Annotated in this window: 14 protein-coding genes, 1 other RNA gene and 1 pseudogene; 4 read left to right on the forward strand and 12 right to left on the reverse strand. The window is 59.7% G+C overall.

All coding sequences use genetic code 11. The features are described 5' to 3' along the window. Nucleotides 1-57 precede the first annotated feature (57 nt). The gene (locus AC07YV_RS06345) at nt 58-303 is read left to right on the forward strand and encodes a FitA-like ribbon-helix-helix domain-containing protein (protein WP_007973186.1); all 246 of its coding nucleotides are present in this window, start codon (nt 58-60) and stop codon (nt 301-303) included. Beyond that, complete coding sequence (locus tag AC07YV_RS06350) at nt 300-719, forward strand: type II toxin-antitoxin system VapC family toxin (protein WP_102698897.1); 420 nt, start codon at nt 300-302, stop codon at nt 717-719. Before AC07YV_RS06345 ends, AC07YV_RS06350 begins: the two co-directional genes overlap by 4 nt. A gap of 124 nt (nt 720-843) precedes the next feature. Here the strand turns inward: AC07YV_RS06350 and AC07YV_RS06355 are convergent, their stop codons facing one another. Together AC07YV_RS06355 and AC07YV_RS06360 are read right to left on the reverse strand one after the other, a co-directional pair. Then, nucleotides 844-1,707 carry a methyl-accepting chemotaxis protein gene (locus AC07YV_RS06355; RefSeq protein WP_371317832.1) on the reverse strand — a complete coding sequence of 288 codons (864 nt, stop codon included), beginning with the start codon at nt 1,705-1,707 and terminating at the stop codon, nt 844-846. After that, nucleotides 1,702-2,763: pseudogene (locus tag AC07YV_RS06360) on the reverse strand (methyl-accepting chemotaxis protein); the annotation flags it as partial. The pseudogene AC07YV_RS06360 and the gene AC07YV_RS06355, both read right to left, overlap by 6 nt. Before the next feature lie 260 nt (nt 2,764-3,023). Here AC07YV_RS06360 and pmrG point away from each other — a divergent pair. Together pmrG and AC07YV_RS06370 are read left to right on the forward strand one after the other, a co-directional pair. Next, nucleotides 3,024-3,695, forward strand: coding sequence for a lipopolysaccharide core heptose(II)-phosphate phosphatase PmrG (gene pmrG / locus AC07YV_RS06365; protein WP_102698895.1), 672 nt, complete (start codon nt 3,024-3,026; stop codon nt 3,693-3,695). Between the two features lie 31 nt (nt 3,696-3,726). Then, nucleotides 3,727-4,560 (forward strand): phosphatase PAP2 family protein, encoded by an 834-nt coding sequence (locus AC07YV_RS06370; protein WP_102698894.1) that lies wholly within the window; start codon nt 3,727-3,729, stop codon nt 4,558-4,560. A gap of 441 nt (nt 4,561-5,001) precedes the next feature. On the opposite strand, the gene AC07YV_RS06375 is transcribed toward AC07YV_RS06370, so the two are convergent. From AC07YV_RS06375 to AC07YV_RS06420, 10 genes are all read right to left on the reverse strand, one after another. Beyond that, nucleotides 5,002-6,408 carry a DUF2252 domain-containing protein gene (locus AC07YV_RS06375; protein WP_102698893.1) on the reverse strand — a complete coding sequence of 469 codons (1,407 nt, stop codon included), beginning with the start codon at nt 6,406-6,408 and terminating at the stop codon, nt 5,002-5,004. A gap of 122 nt (nt 6,409-6,530) precedes the next feature. After that, on the reverse strand, nt 6,531-6,881 hold the full coding sequence (locus AC07YV_RS06380) for a DUF6124 family protein (protein WP_102698892.1): 351 nt from the start codon (nt 6,879-6,881) through the stop codon (nt 6,531-6,533). Between the two features lie 320 nt (nt 6,882-7,201). Then, nucleotides 7,202-7,663: a cysteine hydrolase family protein gene (locus tag AC07YV_RS06385; protein WP_102698891.1), complete on the reverse strand. Its 462-nt coding sequence runs from the start codon at nt 7,661-7,663 to the stop codon at nt 7,202-7,204. 168 nt (nt 7,664-7,831) lie between these two features. Next, nucleotides 7,832-8,228: a transfer-messenger RNA gene (gene ssrA, locus AC07YV_RS06390) on the reverse strand. A 94-nt stretch (nt 8,229-8,322) separates the two neighbouring features. Continuing rightward, nucleotides 8,323-8,601, reverse strand: a complete 279-nt coding sequence (locus tag AC07YV_RS06395) for a PA2433 domain-containing protein (protein ID WP_102698890.1) — start codon at nt 8,599-8,601, stop codon at nt 8,323-8,325. Between the two features lie 173 nt (nt 8,602-8,774). Beyond that, nucleotides 8,775-9,050, reverse strand: a complete 276-nt coding sequence (locus AC07YV_RS06400; RefSeq protein WP_102698889.1) for a PA2433 domain-containing protein — start codon at nt 9,048-9,050, stop codon at nt 8,775-8,777. Nucleotides 9,051-9,240: 190 nt separating this feature from the next. Then, nucleotides 9,241-12,051, reverse strand: a complete 2,811-nt coding sequence (locus AC07YV_RS06405) for an FAD-binding and (Fe-S)-binding domain-containing protein (RefSeq protein ID WP_102698888.1) — start codon at nt 12,049-12,051, stop codon at nt 9,241-9,243. Next, a complete protein-coding gene (locus AC07YV_RS06410) occupies nt 12,048-12,719 on the reverse strand; it encodes a LutC/YkgG family protein (protein WP_102698887.1) in 672 nt (223 codons plus the stop codon). The genes AC07YV_RS06405 and AC07YV_RS06410 overlap by 4 nt, the downstream gene beginning before the upstream one ends. Continuing rightward, the gene (locus AC07YV_RS06415) at nt 12,719-14,173 is read right to left on the reverse strand and encodes a LutB/LldF family L-lactate oxidation iron-sulfur protein (protein ID WP_102698886.1); all 1,455 of its coding nucleotides are present in this window, start codon (nt 14,171-14,173) and stop codon (nt 12,719-12,721) included. The genes AC07YV_RS06410 and AC07YV_RS06415 overlap by 1 nt, the downstream gene beginning before the upstream one ends. After that, on the reverse strand, nt 14,170-14,994 hold the full coding sequence (locus tag AC07YV_RS06420; protein WP_102698885.1) for a (Fe-S)-binding protein: 825 nt from the start codon (nt 14,992-14,994) through the stop codon (nt 14,170-14,172). Before AC07YV_RS06420 ends, AC07YV_RS06415 begins: the two co-directional genes overlap by 4 nt. Nucleotides 14,995-15,126 lie beyond the last annotated feature (132 nt).

The following is a 15,126-nucleotide window of genomic DNA, read 5'->3' on the forward strand; positions in this document are numbered from 1 at the left end:
GGTTTGCCAGGATGTGCTAGCCTGCAATCAATGATTTCATTGATTGCAGGGGGCATCATGGCCAGCATCACAATTAGAAACCTTGATGAGAAGCTCAAGGAGCAACTGCGCATCACAGCGGCTCATAACGGACATTCCATGGAAGAAGAGGCTCGCCTGATTCTGGGCAGGGCCTTGGCGACGGTTGATCGCGCCGGTGGACTTGGAAGCAGGATCCGCAATCGTTTCAGCACTCTGGGGGGAGTCGAGCTTGATCTGCCAGAGCGTTCAGAGAAAGCAACGGCGGTGGATTTTTCTGAATGATAGTGCTCGATACCAACGTTCTTTCAGAGTTTATGCGAGTCGAGCCTGAAAGCCGGGTGCTTGCCTGGGTTGATGCGCAGCCAGCGATGGATCTGGCAGTCAGTGCGGTGACGGTGGCAGAAATACTTCACGGAATCGCGCGCCTTCCATCTGGCAAGCGCAAACAAAAACTTGAAGCCCATGCCATGGCCATGTTCGAAGAGGACTTTGCCGGACGCATTTTGCCGTTCGATGCTCATGCCGCAGTTGAGTACGCAGCGCTGACGGCAGGTGCTGGGGCAAATGGGCGTGCGGTTTCAATGGCAGATGCGCAAATTGCCGCCACTTGCCGAAGCCATGGGGCGGCAATAGCCACCCGCAATGTTCGAGATTTCGAGTTCAGCGGTGTTGAAGTGATAGATCCCTGGATGAGCTGAGCTCCCCTGTAGGAGCGAGCTCGCTCGCGAAGAACTTGCCAGCGCCGCGGTCATTCAGAATGCACGCGTTATCGTTGACCACCATCGCGAGCAAGCTCGCTCCTACAGGGCGAGCCTGAATTCATCACACGCGGAAGTGGCTCACCATCTGCTGCAATTGACCACCCAGGCGCGCCAGTTCAACGCTGGACTTGGCGGTCTCATCGCTCGCTGCAGCCGTCTGCTCCGACACATCGCGCACATTGATGATGCTGCGGCTGATCTCCTCGGCCACGGCGCTTTGCTGTTCGGCAGCCGCGGCGATCTGCTGGTTCATCGACTGGATGTTGGACACGGTGCGGGTGATGCTCTCCAGTGACTCGCCGGCCTTGCGGGTCAGGGCCACGCTGCTGTCGGTGAGGACGCGGCTGTTGTTCATCACGGCGGACACTTGTTGCGTGCCGTTCTGCAGGCCGGCCACCAGGCCTTCGATTTCCTCGGTGGATTTCTGCGTGCGCTGGGCCAGGCCGCGGACCTCGTCGGCCACCACGGCAAAACCACGACCGGCTTCACCAGCACGGGCCGCTTCGATGGCGGCGTTGAGCGCCAGCAGGTTGGTCTGTTCGGCCACGGCCTTGATCACGTCCATGACGCTGCCGATCTTGTCGCTTTCCTGTTGCAGCACGCTCATGGCCTCGGTGGAACGTACCACTTCGCTGGCCAGGCGCTCGATCTGGGCGATGGCTTCATTGACCACTTTGTCGCCTTCACGGGCTTCGCCGTCCGCCGCCGCAGCGGCTTGCGAAGCTTCTTCGGCGTTGCGCGCGACTTCCTGCACGGTGGCGGTCATCTCGTGCATGGCGGTCGCGACCTGATCGGTCTCGACTTTCTGGCTGTTGACCCCGGCGCTGGTCTGTTCGGTCACGGCCGACAGTTCCTCGGCGGCGCTGGCGATCTGGGTCACGCCGTCGCGGATGCCGCTGATCAAGTCGCGTAGGGTCACGCCCATGCGTGCGATGCCTTGTTGCAACACACCGAGTTCGTCACGACGGGTGACCAGCACGTTCTGGGACAGATCGCCGCTGGCGATGCGGTCGACCACCGCCAGGGTTTCGCGCAATGGACGGGTGATCTGGCGCGTGATGACCACGGCGGCAATGATGCCTACCAACAATGCCAACAGTGTGCTGATCAGTTGCAGCGTGCGCGCCCGGGCGCTTTCGGCGTCACGGCGGTCGAGCTGGATCTGATACAACTGATCGCTCTGGGACACGATGGCGGCGCCCTGGTCGGTCATTTCCTTGCGCGCCTGCACCGCGTCATTGCTGGCGGCCTTGTAGGCCTGCAAGGCGCTGCGGTAGTTGCCCAGCGCGGTTTCCAGCTGACGCAGGACGTCTTGCTGGGCGTCGGCGAAATGCGCGTTGAGCGGTTTCAGGCTGGCGATGGCGGCGTCCAGTTGGCCGACCGCTTTTTGCTCGGTTTCGGTATTGGTGGTGGCGGTGTAACCACGTACTTCGTAACGCGCCAACAGGAACGCTTCCTTGGCCGTTGTAATGGCCTGGAACTGTTCGAAGCGCTGGTCGCTCAGCGGCATTTGCTGCACGCGGGTGTTGATGTCATTGATCAGCGAGTTGGCGGTTTCGGCGTTGACGCTCATGGCGTCGCGGGCGCTGTTGCCGGCGCGATAAGCGTTGCGCATTTTGCCCAGGGACGTCCTGTAGGCGTCGATCACGGTGCCCTGCTCCCGGAGCAGCTTGAGGTTTTCCGGGCTCTTGAACTTCGCCAGCAGGGCCTGTTGCTGGGCCGAGAAGGCGTCGAGGGTGGTCTGCACGCCCTGCGCGGCGGTTTCGTCGCCGTTGGTCAGCATGTATTGCAGGCGAACCACGCGCAGCTTGGTCAGGCCGGCGTTGAGCTGGGTGATGTCGCTCATCCAGTTACTGCGGTCGATCAACCCGCCCAGGCTGGTCCAGCCGGTCAGGGCGAGGACGCAGGTCAGTGCCAGCACGAGGCCAAATCCAAGGCCCAGTTTCAGGTTCACGCTGATGTTGCCGAACCAGCTATTCATCAAATTCCTCCAGGAACGTAGTGCTACTTTTTCGTCGGTTGGCTGGAAGATTGTTTTTTTTGGGGGCCGCCAAGCTGTGTAAGCAGGATGTATCGGCAGCAATGGCGGGAGCTGAAAGGATTTTTCCAAACTGATTCTGTAACAAGGTTTTTACAGCGCTTTTAAGCTTTTTTTCACATGGGTTTCACCCGCCAACGACGCACGCGTCTTTAACCTCCGGGGATCTAATGAGGTAGTGCGTGCCGGCGAGGCGGCTTGATGTGGAATTAAGACTGAGTCTTTTCGGGATAAAACGCTCGATCGATCTGAAGCGCTTCGCCCGCTATCGCAACGCTGCGGTGGTGTTGGCCTCGGCGCTGCTGGTGATCCCGTTGACGGTGTTTTTACTGCGACCGGCCACCGTTCCGGACCTGGCTCATGGCAATGTGCGCGGTGCACAGGCGTTGATGAAGGGATGGGCCAAGGGCGACCTGATCGTGCTGGTGCGCCACGTCGAACGCTGCGATCACTCTTCGGCTGCCTGCCTGATCGGCAACGATGGCATTACCGAGCGTTCGCGCAGTATTGCCACAAATGTCGGGGCGCATTTCCGTAACCTGGGCCTGGACAAGTCCGATATCTACCACAGCCCGATCCTGCGTACGGCACAGACCGCCGGCTTCATGTTCAACAAGGCCGGCACGGGCGAAGACTGGTTGATCAGTTGCAAGGGCACCATGCTGCGTGACGCGTTGGCGCACAAGGTGGCCGGACGTAACCTGATTCTGGTGACCCACAGCGAATGCATGGCGCAACTGGAAAAGGACCTCGAATTGACCACGTCGACCCTGGGTTACGGAGCGTCTCTGTTTATCTCCGCCGAAACGCCGAACAGTCCGCGCATGCTGGGTTTTATCGAAGCATCGGATTGGCCCACGGTGACACCCCGTTGAACTTCACCCTCCCTTTGAATCAGGATTGAGCATGCAGACTGCCTCCCGCTACCGCTTTTATTGGGTGAACTTTGGTATTCCGCTGGCCTGCGCAGCCGTGGTGTTCCTGATGTTCGACATGACCCGCATCGATATCGCCTTCAACAATTACTTTTTTGATCCGGTGACGCAGACGTACCCGTTGGACCAGGTCCACCTGTTCGAAAAAATCACCCACAAATGGGCGCGGATCATCCCGAACTGGACCGGTGAAATTGCGATTATCGGTGCCTTGCTGTCGTTTCTCTGGCCGCGCCTGAAGGCTGAAAAGCACTCGAAAATCATCGTCTTCCTGGAAAAAATCAAAGTGGCACCGGTACTGCGATTTGCCAACCGCCACCGTCGCGACTTTCTCTACGTGGTGTTCGCGTTTTCCATCAGCACCGGAGTCATTCACTACCTCAAGGGCCACACCAGCGTGTATTGCCCGATCGAGACGACACTGTACGGCGGCAAAATGCAGCACGTTGAGTGGTATGAGAATTTCGACCTGCTGAAAGTCGCCGGTGACGGCCGCTGCTGGCCGGGCGGACATGCCTCGGGTGGTTTCACCATGCTGGCGTTGTACTTCGTGGCTCGCCGCTATCGCTGGCGCTATTCCAAGGCGATCATGTACGGATCGCTGACCCTCGGCTTCATCTACGGCACAACGCGGGTGCTGCAAGGCTGGCACTACATGTCCCACACCTTCTGGGCCGGGATCTTCGTGTGGCTGGCGTGTTTGCTGACGGCGCTGGCGTTTTACGGGCGAGCGAGGCTGGAACAGCCGGTGCTCTCCAAAGCGCAACAACCGGTGCCGGCGGCTCAGACTCAGCCAGTGAATTGAGTGGGCGTAACAACTGCACCGCGGCGCACAGACGCTTCGGCTTGGGGGAATCCCAAGGGAAAACAGATAACGAAATATCTGTAGGAGCTGCCGAAGGCTGCGATCTTTTGATCTTGATCTTGATCTTCAGCAATCTCCAGATCGCAAAATCAAAATCAAAAGATCGCAGCCTTCGGCAGCTCCTACAGGGGAACGTGCACCACCAAACAACGAGGTCGAGCGTTAGCTCGCCTCGCGGTGCTGTAAAAGCGGAACCATAGGCGGCCGTTACCGCAGAAATGGATAGGTATGCTCCCCGGAACAACCAAAAAAAAGCCCGCGGGAGGGCGGGCAAACCGTAGTTTCTTGAATGAGCGAGCGAAATGTACAGGCTGGCGCGAGAGGGTGGGGTGAAGAAAAATTCATCTCGAACAAAGCCCCGCACCAGAGCCTGCGACACCGCTACGGCAAATGATCGGCGGCAAAGTCGGCTTCCGACCGGGCACGTAAACGGCCCTTGCGGCAGGCTTGCTGGAAGCGCTCGAAATCGCGCTCGTTCTGCTCGGTATAACCCTGGGCGTATTTATAAAGCGCATCGGCCAATGCCTCGCTCTTGCCGATGTAACCGCTGATCACCGCCGCCTGCCCCGAAGACTTGGCATGGGCGCGAGCCAAGGCCCGGCCGCAAAGCCGGCCATAGGCCGCGAAGGCTTCGCCATCGAAGGTCTCGAGTTCGGCGGAGATTTTCATATCGCGCAATTGCCGCACATGGAAATGCCGCCCGCTGGGGCCAGTGGTCCAGCCGAGGAACAGGTCGCTGGCCGATTGCATCAAGCGTTGACCCTCGACCACCCGCTGCCCTTCATGCCGCACCTTCGACCTGGCCTTCACGTAGCCGGCAAGCACTGAACGGCGTGCTTCCTTGAATTGCAGGAACAGCGGGAACTGCTGATCGTCGGTCAGCAGCGCCACCAGGCAACGGGTGCCGGCACTGCCGACGCCCACCACCTTGAACGCCATGTCCTGCACGTGAAAACGCGACAGCAGTTCACGGCGGTCCGCTTGCAGGGTGCCGCGATAGTCACGCATGAAGGTGTCGTAGAGCGGGCGCCAGTCCGACAGGCGCAACCAGTCATCATCGGCGTCCAGCAGAGTGGTGTTCTTGTGCAGGTGGAAAATTTCCGGCAGGTCATCGCGAATGATCAGACGCCCATGGGCGTCGCGATCACTGATTTTTGGCAGCAGTTCGGCATGGGTGCGACGCTCGGCTTTTTCGATGGCGCGTTCCACGTGTTCCAGGGTGTTTTTGTTGGCCTGCGCCAGCAGGTCGTTATAGCTGATGGACTCGTACCAGGTTTCCAGCGAACTTTGTTCGGCGCATTCGAGCATGGTTTTCTGATAGGCACTCACCACTTCATGGCAGATGCTTTCTTCAACCGACTCGCCATGGCGCAAGTCGCGGGCGGCCACCAGAAAACTCGCCACCAGGCGTTTCAAGTCCCAATCCCACGGCCCGGGATGGGCTTCATCGAAGTCGTTGACGCTGAACAGCAGGTTGCGTTCAGGCGTTGCGAAACCGCCGAAGTTCATCAAGTGGCTGTCGCCACAAATCGGCGAAACCAGCCCCATGTTCGAGGTGCCCGCCAGGTCGTGGGCCTGCAGCAGCGCATTGCCGCGATAGAAGGTGAACGGCGACACCAGCATGCGCCCGTAGCGCAACTCCACCAGCGATTTGATGCGTCCCTCACTCGACGCCTTGATCAGCGGTATCGGGTCGCGATCGACATTGCCCAAGGCTGCTTGCGAACTGCGCGAGCACTTCTTGCGCGCATCCTTGCCTTGCTTCAAACGGTCGGTGAGGGTTGTCATGGGGGCCTATTCGACGGGTGATGTAGGGCGTTTGCGAATGGAGTGTAGAAGGGCTTTGCGGGTTCATCCGAAGTGTTTGCCCGGCGACTGACCTGTCTGGCATCGGCCTGTATCGATCCCTCTCAAGCCTCTGCTTCGTCGAGTGGCGCGATGTTGTCCAGTGCCCGGTTCACCAGCAATTGCGCCAGCACAGCCAACTGCTGGATCGCCAGGGCGATGTTGCGACGCGAACTCTCAAGCTCGCAGGCAAGGTCGGTGCTCATGACGTTGAGCGAGGCGAGGGTTTCGCTGGCGTGGGTGAGCAGGGACGGCGTGTCGATGTCGGGGCGGATGGTGAAGACGTGGCTGACGGGGTCGAGGTGATTGGGGTTGCGCAGACGGGCGCTGATGGCGGGTTCGGTGGTTTTGGAGAGGTTGGATACGTCGGGTGATTCGGTTGTTGAATCTGGCGGATTGGGGCTTTGCTTTTTCACAATGGCATTCCTCACACTGTTGGAGAAGCTGCCATCCCCTGCTGTCAAACAGGATTGGGTGGCAGCTATACGCGGGTTGACAGACCGGAAGTGTAAGAACCCGGTGCACCCGAAGGTGCCCCGCGCACAGCCGCCATAATCGTGACTACATGCGTGAAAGCATGTCGCCTGATCTGGGAGGTGTGAAGAGTACACTTTTCAGCCTGTCAAAGCCGATCGCCGGTTTTAGGCGACCCCTGAAGGCTATCGTCGAGAAGCAGCGTCCGCCAGTTCATGAAAGGCGATGCGTTTTGCGGGAAATGTCCTAGGACGCGGTGAAGTCACAGGTCGCTCGATTTCACCGTGTGCTTGAAATGATGCTCCCAAAGCCTGACCCCCAACCCTCCCGTCCGGTCCAGCGACGACCCCACCGTCAAATCCGTGATCAGCGTCGGCTGCAAACCCGCATCAAACAGCGCAAACCCCGCCGCCAGGCAGCAGGTTTCGGTCTGCAGGCCGCACACCAGTACGCGCTCGACGTTCAGGCTTTTCAGGTAGTCGATGGTTTGCGGCGTGGGGGCGTAGCCGTGCTTGATGAAAATGCGGTCGGCGGGGATCAGGCTGTCATCGTCCGGCGCGGGGTGCCAGCCAAGCTGTTTTTCGAAGGGGGTTATGGTCTCGTCGTGACGCTCGACCGTGGCGACACTGGGCAGGGTGCCGATGAGTGCCTGGATACCGTCGACCAGCCACGGCGGTGGGGCGAAGCAGGGTTGTACGTCGATGATCAGGAGGGCTTGGCGCATGGGCTTCTCCGGGAGAGAGGGTGGTGACGCGGGGACCTGCGGTTGGAAAATATCCAGGCGGTTTCGCTGGCCTCTTCGCGGGCAAGCCCGCTCCCGCAGGGGGCGGTATGAATGATCAAACCCCAGATGCAACAAAGCCCGCACTGGGCGGGCCTTGTCAGCTTTGATTGGTGGAGCCGGGGGGATTTGAACCCCCGTCCGCCAGTACTCCGCTGTCGGTACTACATGCGTAGCCGTGTCTATTAAGTTAACCCTCAGCGACCCGACGGGCAGGGTGCTTTGGGCGAGTTGTGTAAGTTTTAGCCGCTTCGTCCACAACGTACTGCACGGCGATTCTGTTCTATATGACAATCACTTTGGGTTTACAGACATCCCCTGGTGATTGCTGGACCCGAAGGTACCAGAAGCTCAGGGCTAAGGCTGCTTACGCAGCGAGAGCGAATTCCTGGCCGTGGTTATCGTCATTGGCAACTATAAGTAGTTGCAACAGTGGATTTACGAGTTCTGTTACCAACTCGGCATGCACCTAAAGTTTCGCAACCGGCGTCGAATCCTAAACGGCCCCGAGCCTGGTGCTCTGTGAATCAAGTGAGCAACAAGCCTGTACAGTGTACGTCAACGCGACTCAGAAGGCCAACCCGAAGGTAGGCCACCACAAATCATGGGGTTGGCTGGTTGCTCTGTTTGTCAGCGAGTGCCAATGCCTGGGTGGCTTCGGTGACGCATTTTGTGTCGTCTCCGGAGGCTTGTGAGGCTTCGGCGCTGGACATCAGTCTCTTGATCTCCATGGCGGTGTTTCCGGAGGTCGCCGGCAGCGCATTCACTTTGCCTTTGAGCTCTTGCAGCTTGCTCGTACACAGGTTGTTGTCCGCAGCCAATGCAGGAGAGGCCAGCATTGCAGCGCAAATGAACAGACCAGCGAGCGTGGTAGGTTTCATGGATATCACCTTGAACGGATGGGACCTACCTCAAAGACTACGATTCAACGCAGGAATTCGGTTTTTTCAGACAACGTGTCGAGCTTTTCCTGCGATGCGGGCGGTTACGCATTTCCAGACCCCGGATGCAACAAAACCCGCCGTTGGCGGGTTTTGGTTTGCTTCGTATCGGATTACTTCCCGCCTTTTTTCGCGTCGGTGACGGCCTTGATGACGTCGTTGGTCTCGGCGACGCAATCATCAATGCCTGCCTTGGTGCCTTTTGCATGGTCGGCTTTGGCTTGCTCGACGGAGGCTTTCACCTGGTCAGCCATTTCCGGAGGAATCTGTGCCTTTGCGTTTTCGATGGTTTGCAGATTGACCGCGCAAAGGTCTTCTTCTGCAGCAAACGAAGTGGAAGCCATCATGGAAGCAGTAATGAACAAACCTAACAGCACAGAACGATTCATGTGTATCTCCTTGAGCTGAAGGGCCAGGCATTGCTGGCCATCAAATCGAGCTACCGAGTGTTGGGAGAGCCCCGCATTGGCGGGACTTGATCAGTGGACTGCGGCGGCACCTCAGGGTTCTGTTTTTCTGCTGTAGAACTATCGATTCCGGCAAGTAGGTACATCTATGCACCTTCCTTGGGTCCTGCTATCAGGGCACCCTAGCCTGGGTAACGCGGTCCACCAGATAGACTAGACCGTGGTAATCAATGCCGCCATGTTGCGTCAGCCCGATCTCACACGTGCGACTGGTGGAAATCCCCTCGCTGCACTGCTGCACCGCCTCCTTGAGCGTGCGCAGCGAATGGGCATTGAGCTGCGGCGTAGTGAAACCCTTGTCGCCGGCGAAGCCGCAGCAGTGAATGCCCTCAGGAATGACCACGTTTTTGCTGCATTTGCGTGCCAGATCGATCAGCGCCTGACTTTCGCCAAGGTGCTGAGTGCTGCAGGTGACGTGCACCGCAATCGGCGCTTCCTGTGGTGTGAAATCGAGGCGATCCATCAAGTGCGTGCGGATGAAACGCACCGGGTCGTAGAGGTCCAGTCGAACGTCGCCCAGGTCTTGAGTGAGCCGTAACGTACAGGGGCTGGTGTCGCAATAAATCGGGTCGAGCCCGCCGCGACTGGCGTGCAGCAAGGCGCCGATCAGCTCCTGGCGTTTGTGTTCGGCTTGTTCGGCGTAGCCTTTGGAGGCGAATGGCTGGCCGCAGCAGAGGTTGTCCAGATTGTCCGGGAAGACGACCTGGTAACCGGCCTTCTCCAGCAGCCCGCGGGTTTTGTCGTACAACGACACCTGCTCTTTATCCCCCGCCGCTGGCCCCATGACCCGCGACACACACGCCGCCAGGTACACCACCCGAGGGCGTTCGTCCGACACGGCGGGACTGAAGCGGATGGCTTTTTCCGGCTGCGGCATGGCGTTGGTCCATTGCGGGACCTGGCCTTTGGACAGCTTCGTCAATGTCGCCGAGAGTTTTGCCAGGCGTGGCGCGCCCAACAACATCCGTGCGCCATTGGCGACGTGCAGGGTGAACCGCGCCCCTTGTAGCGCCGTGGCGAAATTTCCTTCAAGCCAGTTGGCGGTTTTCGTATGGGTTGCCGTACGGCTGCGCAGCTTTTTCACCAGCTCGCCGGTATTGATGCCAACCGGGCAACGTTGCGCGCACAGGCCGGTGGCGGCGCAGGTATCGATGCCCTGGTATTCGTACGCGGCTTCGAGCTCGGTGGTATCGATGCCGGCGCGTTTTCGCGCCTGAATGTCGCGCCAGATCACGATGCGCTGGCGCGGGCTAAGGGTCAGGCCCTTCGACGGGCAGACCGGTTCGCAGAAGCCGCATTCGATGCACTTGTCCACAATCTCGTCGGCGGCCGGCAAGGGCTTGAGGTGCTTGAGGTGGATCTGCGGATCTTCGCTGAGCACCACGTCCGGGTTGAGGATGCCGTTGGGATCGAGCAGACGCTTGAGTTGCCACATCAGCTGGTAGGCATCGCTGCCCCATTCCAGTTCGACGAACGGCGCCATGTTGCGTCCGGTACCGTGTTCGGCCTTCAGCGAGCCGCCGAACTCCACCGCCACCAGTTGCGCCACGTCGTCCATGAACGCCTGGTAGCGTGCGACTTCTTCCGTGTTGTTGAAGCCTTGGGTGAAGACGAAGTGCAGATTGCCTTCCAGTGCGTGTCCGAAAAGGATCGCTTCATCGTAGTGATGTTTGTCGAACAGTTCGATCAGGCGATTGACGCCGATGGCCAGTTGTTCGACCGGGAAGGTGACGTCTTCGATGATCACCGTGGTGCCGGTCTTGCGCACCGCGCCGACGGCGGGGAAGGTGTCTTTGCGGATGGCCCAGAGACGAGCGTTTTCTTGAGGGTCCTCAGTGAAGTCGACCTGCTTTTCCACCGGGAACGCCTGCAGCGACGCCATGATCTGCGCCAGTTGTTCATGCAGCAGGGCGGACGACGCGGCGCGGGATTCAATCAGCAAGGCACAGGCATTGTTCGACAGATGCTGTACGAAAGACGGCATGCCGGGTTTGTCCTGCACTGAGCGCAGGCTGCGCCGGTCCAGCAGTTCCACGGCCGACACCGGTTGGCTTTTCAGTACGGTGACCGCGTTGCAGCAGGTCTCGACATCCGGGAAGACAATCAGGGCCGAGGCCTTGTTCGGGTGGTCGATCACCGTGTCGTAGGTCACCGCACTGATGAACCCGAGCGTGCCCTCGGAGCCCACCAGCAGGTGGCTCAAGATATCCACAGGCTCGTCGAAATCCACCAGGGCATTGAGCGACAGGCCGGTGGTATTTTTCAGACGGTACTTGTGGCGGATTCTCGCAGCCAGATCAGCGTTGGCGCGGGTCTCGCGACCCAGCGTCGCCAGACGCTCCAGCAACGCGGCATGGCTTTGGCGAAACGCTGCGACGCTAGCGGCATCTTCAGTGTCGAGACGACTGCCGTCGGCCAACACCAGACGAATGCCGGCCAGGGTGTGGTAGGTGTTTTGCGCCGTGCCGCAGCACATGCCGCTGGCGTTGTTGGCGACGATGCCGCCGATCTTGCAGGCATTGATCGAGGCCGGGTCCGGGCCGATCTTGCGTCCGAACGGCGCCAGCCAGGCGTTGGCCTGGGCGCCGATCACACCCGGTTGCAGGCGGATTTGCGTGCCCTGGTCGCGGATCTCGCGCGCGTTCCAGTTGTCCCCCAGCACGATCAGCACCGAGTCGCTGATCGCCTGACCGGACAAACTGGTACCGGCGGCGCGGAAGGTCACCGGCACCTGATCGCGTTGCGCCAGTTGCAGCAGCGCCACCACTTCGTCTTCGGACTCGACGCGGATAACCAGTTGCGGAATCAATCGATAGAAACTGGCATCGGTGCCGAAGGCCAGGGTCGACAGCGGGTCGTCGAAACGTCGCTCTTGAGGAATCAGTTGCTGTGCATCACGCAGGAAAGCGGCCGGTAGACTCATTGGTCCTCCAGGATCAGCACCACCAGGTCTTTCGGGCCGTGGGCGCCGTACGCCAGCACTTGCTCGATGTCGGCGGTCTTCGACGGGCCAGACACCAGCAGTGCGTTGGTCGGCATGCCCTGGGCCCATTCGAATTCCTGTTGCACCTGATAGAAGTTGTCGCGGATTTCACTGGCCTTGAGCAGGGCGAAATGCACCGGAGGGGCCAGGCTCATCAGGCGCGGTTCTTCCCGGGTCGGCCAGAGAATCAGGCTGCCGGTTGCCGCGATGGCGCCGAGGGTGGTGGTCAGGCTCGCCGGGGTGTCGTTGAACAACTCGGCTTTCCATTCTTCAACCGGGCGGTCGTAGGCCTTGAGCATCGGCAGATCGGGATTATTCGCCCAATGCTGTGTGATGCGTTGACCGTGGGGCGTTGTCGGTGCGATCAGCAGGCTTGGCAACTGGCGGTCCCGCAGCAATTGCGCCAACAGTACCGGCCACTCTTCACCGGAGGTCAGGTGGATTTCCGTGTGCACCGCTTCCATCAGTTTGCGCAGCTGTGGAATGCGTTGCTCAGGCGCGTAGGTGTAAGGCTGGGTCACCAGATCGACATCAAAGTTGTCGGCCACCGGCGTGGTGCCTGTCAGACTTTTACGCAGTTTGGCGAGGATATTTTGCTTGGCGCTCATCAGCGGTCTCCCTGTTTGGCCAAGTGCTCGCGGGCCATTTCATGCAGTGAGCGGGCGGCGGGTTTCGGTGCGCTGTGGTTTTGCGTCCACGGGCCGACATTGCTCGGCGTGAGGGCGCGCAAACGGGTGGCGAAGAAGCCGAACAGGCGATACAGCGTCGGCGAACTGTTGAGCTTCGCCCAGGCGTTCCAGAGGAACCGCTCCTTGCGCGAATACTTGCTGCCCTGGCCGCGCATCACTTGATGGGGGCTGTCCGGGGCCTTGACGTTTTCTTCGCGCAGGCGCCGCAGCAACGCAGGGATCGGGATTTTTACCGGGCAGACTTCGCCGCAGGCACCGCACAGCGAAGAAGCGCTCGGGTGATCCGGGACTTTCGCCAGGCCGACCATGTGCGGGGTGACGATTTTTCCGATAGGGCCGGGGTAAACCTCCCCATAGGCATGACCGCCGATTCGGGTATAGACCGGGCAATGATTCATACAGGCACCGCAGCGAATGCAGTTCAGGGTCTGGCGCAATTCGCTGTCGGCAAAGGCCTGGCTGCGACCATTGTCGAGCAGTACCAGGTGCACTTCCTGCGGGCCGTCGAGTTCATGTGCCTTGCGCGGGCCGGAGATCATGTTGACGTAGGTCGTGATCGGGATGCCCAGGGCCGAGCGGGTCAGCAGCGACAGCAACGGCACCACATCGCGCAGGTTTTCCACGACTTTTTCGATACCGGTGACGGCGATGTGCACGGGCGGTACGGTGGTGGTCATGCGCCCGTTGCCTTCGTTTTCCACCAGCAGCAGGGTGCCGGTTTCGGCCACGGCGAAGTTGACACCGGAGACGCCGATGTCCGCTTCGAAGAATTTCTGCCGCAAGACCTTGCGACCGATCTGAATGAGTTGGTCAACGTCCTTGGTGTATTCCACCCCAAGTTTGTCGTGGAACAAGGACGCGACCTGACCGGCATTCTTGTGGATCGCCGGCATGATTATGTGTGAAGGCTTCTCGTGGTCGAGCTGGACGATGTACTCGCCCATGTCCGATTCCAGGCATTCAATGCCCCGGTCAGCCAGGAAATGGTTCATCTCCATCTCTTCGCTGACCATCGATTTGCCCTTGATCACTTGCCGCCCCTCGTGAGCGCGGATGATCGAGAGGACGATGCCATTGGCCTCGTCCACCGTTTCCGCCCAGTGCACTGTCACACCGTTGCGGGTCAGGTTCTGTTCCAGTTGCTCGAGCAGGTCGGGCAACTTGGAGAGCGCGCGGGCACGGATTGCATTGCCCAGTGCGCGCAAGTGTTCTCTTTCATGGGCATCGCTGAACGCCGCTGCCCGTTTGGTCATCAGTGAGTCCATCGCCTTGCGAAAGTTGCCTCGCAATTGCGCATCACCCAGCGCGTTGTGGGCGCGGGTGCGGAAATCTTCTTCTACGGCAACCGTAGGAATAATCGTGGAGGTGCTCATCGGGCACCTCCGGTACGCTGCCAGAGGAAGCTGGCCAGATGCTGACCGCGCAACGCTTCCTGCTGTTTTTCCAATGAGCCGTTGATGTTCATCAAGCAGCCGCAATCGGCACTCAATACCTTGTGCGCGCCGGATTCCTTCAACGCCCGGGTCTTGTCAGCCACCATCGCGCCGGAAATGTCTGGCATACGGACGCTGAATGTTCCGCCAAAGCCACAGCACTCACTTTCGTGATCGTGATTGACCCGCTCCACATTGCTCAACTGCGACAACAACTCGCGGCCGTGCAGGTGGGTGTTCATTTCGCGGCGTGCCGAACACGAAGTGTGCAGCGCCACTTTCACCGGCTCGCCGCTGTCCTTGAACTGCACCTTGCAGACAAACAACAGGAACTCGGCCAGTTCATAGGTTCTGGCAGCCAGGGCCTGAACCTGTTTCAACGTGTGCGGCTCGTCCTTGAACAAGTCGGTATAGTGTTCGCGCAACATCCCGGCGCAAGAGCCTGATGGCACCACCACCGGATAATCCCCGGCAAACAGCGCCAGTTGCGAGCGCGCCACGGACCGAGCCTGTTCGGTGTAACCCGAGGTGTAGGCCGGTTGTCCGCAGCAGCTTTGCCCTTGCGGGTACTCGACACGAATACCTTCGCGTTCCAGCAGGTGGATCGCATCCATCCCGGCTTCGGGGTAGAACAAATCGACCACGCAGGTCCCGAACAGGTAGACCCGTGACGGTTTCTCGCTGGGGTATTGCCGAGGCTCGGGCAGTGGCGGGGCGACACGGGTCGCATTCGGCACAGCGTTGTAAAAAAGCTCGCTCATCAGGCGTGTCTCCGGGTGGTCCCGGTTATTCGTCTGTTGAGGCCGCTGAATATAGTGAGGGAAGCTTTCAGCAGCCTTACAGACCGGGGTGTGAATTGCGGACGCCGGGGGCGTGGCCCGGCGTCGGTTTTT

The organism is Pseudomonas sp. GW456-E7 (genome assembly GCF_059424105.1).

Bases quoted from the DNA above. Each gene is read 5' to 3' on its own strand.
- AC07YV_RS06345 (WP_007973186.1), top strand. From the start codon at position 58: ATGGCCAGCATCACAATTAGAAACCTTGATGAGAAGCTCAAGGAGCAA.
- AC07YV_RS06420 (WP_102698885.1), bottom strand. From the start codon at position 14,994: ATGAGCGAGCTTTTTTACAACGCTGTGCCGAATGCGACCCGTGTCGCC.
- AC07YV_RS06400 (WP_102698889.1), bottom strand. From the start codon at position 9,050: ATGAATCGTTCTGTGCTGTTAGGTTTGTTCATTACTGCTTCCATGATG.
- AC07YV_RS06375 (WP_102698893.1), bottom strand. From the start codon at position 6,408: ATGACAACCCTCACCGACCGTTTGAAGCAAGGCAAGGATGCGCGCAAG.
- AC07YV_RS06395 (WP_102698890.1), bottom strand. From the start codon at position 8,601: ATGAAACCTACCACGCTCGCTGGTCTGTTCATTTGCGCTGCAATGCTG.
- AC07YV_RS06415 (WP_102698886.1), bottom strand. From the start codon at position 14,173: ATGAGCACCTCCACGATTATTCCTACGGTTGCCGTAGAAGAAGATTTC.
- AC07YV_RS06355 (WP_371317832.1), bottom strand. From the start codon at position 1,707: ATGGGCGTGACCCTACGCGACTTGATCAGCGGCATCCGCGACGGCGTG.
- AC07YV_RS06405 (WP_102698888.1), bottom strand. From the start codon at position 12,051: ATGAGTCTACCGGCCGCTTTCCTGCGTGATGCACAGCAACTGATTCCT.
- AC07YV_RS06350 (WP_102698897.1), top strand. From the start codon at position 300: ATGATAGTGCTCGATACCAACGTTCTTTCAGAGTTTATGCGAGTCGAG.
- AC07YV_RS06370 (WP_102698894.1), top strand. From the start codon at position 3,727: ATGCAGACTGCCTCCCGCTACCGCTTTTATTGGGTGAACTTTGGTATT.
- AC07YV_RS06410 (WP_102698887.1), bottom strand. From the start codon at position 12,719: ATGAGCGCCAAGCAAAATATCCTCGCCAAACTGCGTAAAAGTCTGACA.
- AC07YV_RS06385 (WP_102698891.1), bottom strand. From the start codon at position 7,663: ATGCGCCAAGCCCTCCTGATCATCGACGTACAACCCTGCTTCGCCCCA.